Annotated in this window: 1 protein-coding gene; it reads left to right on the plus strand. The window is 70.0% G+C overall.

Features of this window, described 5'->3' with window-relative positions:
• The first annotated feature begins 113 nt into the window (after positions 1 to 113).
• Entirely contained in the window at positions 114 to 776 is a 663-nt protein-coding gene (locus AC1DWF_RS33195) for an LON peptidase substrate-binding domain-containing protein (protein ID WP_476842755.1), read from the plus strand.
• Positions 777 to 865 lie beyond the last annotated feature (89 nt).

Below are 865 nucleotides of genomic sequence, written 5' to 3' on the forward strand. Positions count from 1 at the left end.
CTGCTGTTCAGGTAAAGGCCGGATCGCGCCGGACACTTCGGTCCGATCGCGTGAACCGGCCGCAAAGAGATGGGAGGCCTCGAAGTGGGCTCATGCGAACGGAATTGCCTCCGATGAGCCCGTTCCAGCCCGCGCCGGAGCAGCTCCCGGCCGAGATCGCGGTCTTCCCGCTTTCGGGCGCGCTGCTCCTGCCGGGCGGGAAGCTGCCGCTCAACATCTTCGAGCCCCGCTACCTCGCGATGGTGCTGGACAGCCTGGCCGAAGGCCGGATGTTCGGCATGGTCCAGGGCAACCCCGCCGCTGACGAGACCGACCAGGGCGGCAGGCTTTAYCAGGTGGGCTGCCTCGGCCGCCTCTCCTCCTTCGCCGAGACCGACGACGGGCGCCTGCTCATCACCCTCACCGGCCTGCTGCGCTTCCGCATCGCCGAGGAGCTCGCCATGCGCCGCGGCTACCGGCGCGTCCGGGCGGACTACGAACCCTATCTCGACGACCTCGATCCGCCCGAGCCCGGTGATCTCCCGCGCGAGGCCATCCTCGCGGCCCTCAAGCCCTATTTCGTCGCCAAGGGCATCGACGCCAACTGGTCCGCCATCGAGCAGATGAGCTGCCCGACGCGGGTGACCACCCTCTCCATGGTCTGCCCCTTCGCGGTGGCCGAGAAGCAGGCGCTGTTGGAGGCGGCCACCCCGGCCGAGCGCGCCGATGACCTCGTCGCCCTGCTGCGCATGGCCACGCTCGGCGGGGAGCTTCCGCCCGGCGGGCGGCCGAGCTAGGAGTCTCACCATGACCGAAACGCCCAAGACCGCCGGCGCCGTGGACCCCCAGCTCCTGGAGATCCTGGTCTGCCCGGTGACCAAGCAGC

The organism is Aminobacter sp. P4_D5 (genome assembly GCF_056401815.1).